A 5,120-nucleotide genomic window follows, 5' to 3' on the forward strand; every position below is an offset into this window, starting at 1 on the left:
CCGGCGTGATCATCCTGGCCCAGTGCGCCGGCTTTCTGTTCCTGCTCTACCGGCGCGTGCGGGCCTACGAGGTGGTGCGATGATGGACGCCGTCCCCCGCATCGTCCTGCGCGAGGTCTCGAAGTTCTACGGCGAGGTGCTTGGGGTGAACCGGGTGAGCCTGGCGGTGGAACCCGGCATCACCAGCCTGGTGGGCCCCAACGGCGCCGGCAAGACCACCCTGCTGAACCTCATGACCGGCCTGCTGCGGCCCACCGAAGGCGAGATCGAGGTGCTGGGCATCCCCGTGAACCAGCCGGAGCGGGTCTTCCGCCACGTGGGTTACTGCACCCAGTACGACGCCTTCCCCAAGGGGCTGACAGGCTACGATTTCATCTGCGGCTTCCTGCGGCTCCACGGCCGGCCCGAAACCGAGGTGGAGTCGCTCACCCGGGACGCCCTGGCCCGCGTGAACATGACCGATGCCGCCGGCAAGAAGATCGCCGCCTACAGCAAGGGCATGCGGCAGCGGATCAAGCTGGCCCAGGCCATCGCCCACCAACCCCGCGTGCTGATCCTCGACGAGCCCCTCAACGGCCTCGACCCCATGGCCCGGGCCGAGGTCATCGCCATCTTCCAGGAGGTGGCGGCGGACGGCTGCATCGTCATCGTCTCCAGCCATATCCTGCATGAGGTGGACATCCTCTCCGACCGGGTCATCATGATGAACCACGGCTACGTGGTGGCCGAAGGCGGCATCCACGACGTCCGCGAAGAGGTCGAGGAGCATCCCATGCAGATCCTGGTCCGCTGCGACCGCCCGGCCGTGCTGGCGGCGCGGATCTTCGAGCTCAACCATGCCGTGGAGGTCAAGCTCCATCCCGATGGTCGCGGCCTGCTGCTGCGGACGAAGGACGCCGCCGGCTTCTACCGGCTCATGAACCGCATCGCTGTCGAGGAAAACCTGACCATGGAGGGCATCCAGCCCGCCGACGACGACGTGCAGTCTCTCTACGACTACCTCATCGGCAACGAAGGAGGCCGCGCATCATGACCCCGTCCGAAATCGCATCCTGGCCCTGGCAGTTGTGGCGCCGCCAGACGGCGGCGGTGACCCGCCTTGAACTGCGCAAATGCCGGCGGGCCCGCCGGATCGTGGCGCCTCTGCTGCTGGCGCTGCTGCCCATCCTGATCATCGGGGCGGTCTCGATCGTGCGGATCGTCATCGGCAAGCCGACCAACTCCGTGAAGCTCGACCAGGGGTACGCCGTCTTCTTTCAGACATTCTTTCTGCGGTTCCTGGTCTTCTTCGGCTGCGCGGTGATGTTCACCGGCGTCTTCCGGGGGGACATGCTGGAGAAAACCCTCCACTACTACCTGCTGGCGCCGGTCCGGCGGGAGGTGATCGCGGCCGGCAAGTTCCTGGCGGCGCTGCTGGCGACCGCCACGCTCTTCAGCTTCAGTGCAGCCGGCTCGTTCCTGCTCATGCGGCTGCCCCTGGGCCGTACCGGCCTCGAGAAATTTCTGTTGCAAGGACCCGGCTGGCACTATCTGGCGGGCTATGTCGGGGTCACGATGCTGGCGTGCCTCGGGTACGGTGCCGTCTTCATCCTGTTCGGCGCCCTGTTCCGGAATCCGGTGCTCCCTGCCCTGGCGCTGTTCGGTCTCGAGAGCATCAACTTCCTGCTCCCCGGCTGGCTCAAGATGTTCAGCGTGGTCTTCTACCTGCAAGCCCTCAATCCCGTGCCGCTGCCGCCCAGCCCGTTCGCCCTGATTACGGATTCGATATCGCCGCTGCTGGCAGTCGCGGGACTGGCGGCGTTCGCCCTCGCCGTTCTGGTACTGACCGCCTGGCGGATCCGCCGCATGGAGATCATCTACACTGCCGACTGACCGGTGGCGACGCCGGTCGGCTTTCCATCATCTGGCTTCGCACCCACCCGCTCGACCGGTTCCGGCAGAACCGGCGTTGACCGGCTGCATCCGTACCCCCCGTTTGACATCTGAAAACAGGTCACCTAGAATGGCAGGCAGGGTTAGGGCATGGCCGACGACACAACCAAGAACCGATCCGATGCCCTCGATTCCACCGACTGGGATCCGGCTGGTTACTCCTTTCTGTTCAGCGCCCACCCGGAGTTCGTGGACGCGCTCTACCGCCAGTGGGCCGCCGATCCGGCCCGGGTGGACGCCAGCTGGCGCCACTTCTTCAGCGGCTTCGATCTGGGGCTCCGGCAGGCCGCGCTGTCATCCACCGGGGCGGACGCCCCGGCCCGCTCCACCGACCGCCCCGCCGCCTTCGATCCGGCCGAGTTCCGGGTGGTCAACCTCATCCACGGCTACCGGTCCCGCGGCCACCTCTTCACCCGGACCAACCCGGTGCGCACGCGGCGTTCGTACGCGCCCACCCTCGACATCGCCAACTTCGATTTAACCCCGAACGACCTGGACAGGACGTTTCAGGCGGGCGCCGAGATCGGTCTCGGTCCGGCGCCGCTCCGCGAGATCATCGCCCATCTTGACGAGACGTACTGCGCCTCCATCGGCGCCGAGTTCATGTACATCCGGCACCCCGAGCGCGTCCGGTGGCTGCTGCAGCGGATGGAGGCCACTCGCAATCGCCCCCGGTTCTCCCCCGAGACCAAGCGCCGCATCCTGGATCGGCTCACCCGGGCGGTGGTTTTCGAGAATTTCCTCCACGCCCGCTTCGTGGGCCAGAAGCGCTTCGCGCTGTCGGGCAACGAGACCCTCATCCCCGCACTGGATGCGCTGATCGTCGCCGGCGCGCGCGCCGGAGTGGCCGACGTGGTCATCGGCATGCCCCACCGCGGCCGGCTCAACGTGCTGGCCAACATCATGGGCAAGCCGCCCCACGACATCTTCGAGGAGTTCGAGGGCAAGCGATACGGCGACGACGTCTTCGTGGGCGACGTCAAGTACCACCTCGGCTACACCCGGACGGTCACCACTCCCGACGGCGGCGCAATCCGCGTGGAGCTCGCCTACAACCCGTCGCACCTCGAGGCGGTGAACCCGGTGGTCGAGGGGATCGCCCGGGCGCGCCTCGACGCCGACCATGGCGGCGACCTGGCGCGGGTGCTGCCGGTGCTCATCCACGGCGACGCCGCCGTGGCCGCCCAGGGCGTCGTCTACGAGGTCATCCAGATGTCCCTGCTGGACGGCTACCGCACCGGCGGCACCATCCACCTGGTGGCCAACAACCAGCTCGGCTTCACCACCAACTACCTCGACGGCCGTTCCAGCACCTACTGCACCGACGTGGCCAAGGTGACGCTGTCGCCCGTGTTCCACGTCAACGCCGATGACGTCGAAGCGGTGGTGCTGGCGACAGAGCTGGCCCTGGACTACCGCCAGGCGTTCCACACCGACGTCTTCATCGATCTGCTGGGCTACCGGCGGTACGGCCACAACGAGTCGGACGAGCCCCGCTTCACCCAGCCCAAACTGTACAAGGTCATCGCCAAGCATCCCGACCCCCGGCAGATCTACCAGATCCGCCTGGCCAAGCGCGGTGAGATCGAGGCGGGCGAAGCCGAAGCCATGGAGCAGGCGTTCCGCGCCGAACTCGAATCGCAGTTCGCCGAGGCGCGCGCCGAACAGCTCCCCCACTGCCACCTGATGGGGGCCTGCGACCGGCGACGGCGCCCCGCCGATTTCAATTTCGTGGATTCGCCCGCCACCGCCGTCCCCGCCGACCGTCTGCTGGACGTGGGGCGGCAGGTCTTCACCGTGCCGGCCGAACGCGCCATCTTCGACAAGATCCGCCGCATCTACGACGGCTGGCTCAACAGCCTCGTGGCGGAGCGCCGGTGCGACTGGGCCATGGGCGAAACGCTGGCCTACGCCACGCTGCTCGCCGAGGGCATCCCAATCCGGCTCAGCGGCCAGGACGTGGAGCGCGGCACCTTCTCACACCGTCATGCCGTTCTCCATCTGGAGGATACCGAGGAGGAGTATATCCCCCTGAACGCCGTCAGCGCCGCTCCAGCGCGCTTCGAAGCCTACAATTCGCTCCTGTCGGAGTACGGCGTGCTCGGCTTCGAATACGGCTATGCGGGCGCCCGGCCACAGGCGCTGGTCATCTGGGAGGCCCAGTTCGGCGATTTTGCCAACACCGCCCAGGTGATCATCGATCAGTACCTGGCCGCGGCGGAAGCCAAGTGGAACCGGTTGAACGGCCTGGTGCTGTTCCTCCCCCACGGACTCGAGGGCCAGGGCCCGGAGCACTCCTCGGCCCGGCTGGAGCGGTTCCTCGGCCTGTGCGCCCACAACAACATGGTCGTCGCCAACTGCACCACGCCGGCCAGCTTGTTCCATCTGCTGCGGCGGCATATGAAATTTCCCGTGCGCGTCCCGCTGGTGGTGCTCACGCCCAAAAGCCTCCTGCGGCACCCCCGGTGCGTCAGTCCGCTCGACGATTTCACCGGCGGCCGCTTTGAACCGGCGCTTGATGACCCGGCCGCCGATCCGACCCGCGTCCGGCGCGCGCTGCTGTGCTCGGGCAAGATTTACTACGATCTCCTGCAACGCCGCGAGGCGGACGGCCGCGACGACACGGCCTTGATCCGGATGGAGCAACTTTACCCGGTGGCCGAAGCCGCCCTGGGCCGCCTGTGGGACAAGTACGCCGGCGCCGAGTGGCGCTGGGTGCAGGAGGAGCCGGAAAACATGGGCGCGGCCTGCTTCGTCCGGCGCAAGTACCCGATCCCGTCGCTCCAGGTGGTCGCCCGGCGGGAGAGCGGCTCGCCGGCCACCGGCTTCCACGAGATCCACCAACTGGAGCAGCGGGAGCTTCTGGACCAGGCGTTCCGGTAGCGCCGGAACGCATCTCATCGAGGGAGCGGAACATGGTGATCCAAGTGAAGGTGCCCGCCGTCGGCGAATCCGTGAGCGAGGCCGTCGTGGGCCGCTGGTTCAAGGAATCCGGCGACTACGTCCGGGTCGACGAGCCCGTCTGCGAGATCGAGTCGGAAAAGGCCACTATGGAACTCAACGCCGAAGCGGCCGGCCGGCTGACGGTGACCGTGCCCACGGGCCGGACCGTCCCCATCGGCGCGGTCATCGCCGAGATCGACACCGCCGCGGCGCCGCCCGCGGGCGTCGCCGCGCCGCCGCGCGCC

At 67.6% G+C, this 5,120-nt stretch carries 4 protein-coding genes; all 4 read left to right on the forward strand.

The features are described from left to right. Positions 1-82: 82 nt before the first annotated feature. Positions 83-1,033: an ABC transporter ATP-binding protein gene (locus tag GX414_07330; protein NLI46902.1), complete on the forward strand. Its 951-nt coding sequence runs from the start codon at positions 83-85 to the stop codon at positions 1,031-1,033. Then, positions 1,030-1,872, forward strand: a complete 843-nt coding sequence (locus GX414_07335; GenBank protein NLI46903.1) for a hypothetical protein — start codon at positions 1,030-1,032, stop codon at positions 1,870-1,872. The genes GX414_07330 and GX414_07335 overlap by 4 nt, the downstream gene beginning before the upstream one ends. 150 nt (positions 1,873-2,022) lie before the next feature. Then, entirely contained in the window at positions 2,023-4,815 is a 2,793-nt protein-coding gene (locus GX414_07340; GenBank protein ID NLI46904.1) for a 2-oxoglutarate dehydrogenase E1 component, read from the forward strand. Positions 4,816-4,847: 32 nt separating this feature from the next. After that, the coding region (locus GX414_07345; protein NLI46905.1) for a dihydrolipoamide succinyltransferase at positions 4,848-5,120 on the forward strand (273 nt) is incomplete at its 3' end.

Source organism: Acidobacteriota bacterium (assembly GCA_012517875.1).
Taxonomy (GTDB): Bacteria; Acidobacteriota; JAAYUB01; order JAAYUB01; family JAAYUB01; genus JAAYUB01.

Excerpts from the sequence above, each read along its gene's own strand:
- GX414_07330 (NLI46902.1), top strand. The coding sequence starts at position 83 with ATGGACGCCGTCCCCCGCATCGTCCTGCGCGAGGTCTCGAAGTTCTAC.
- GX414_07335 (NLI46903.1), top strand. The coding sequence starts at position 1,030 with ATGACCCCGTCCGAAATCGCATCCTGGCCCTGGCAGTTGTGGCGCCGC.
- GX414_07340 (NLI46904.1), top strand. The coding sequence starts at position 2,023 with ATGGCCGACGACACAACCAAGAACCGATCCGATGCCCTCGATTCCACC.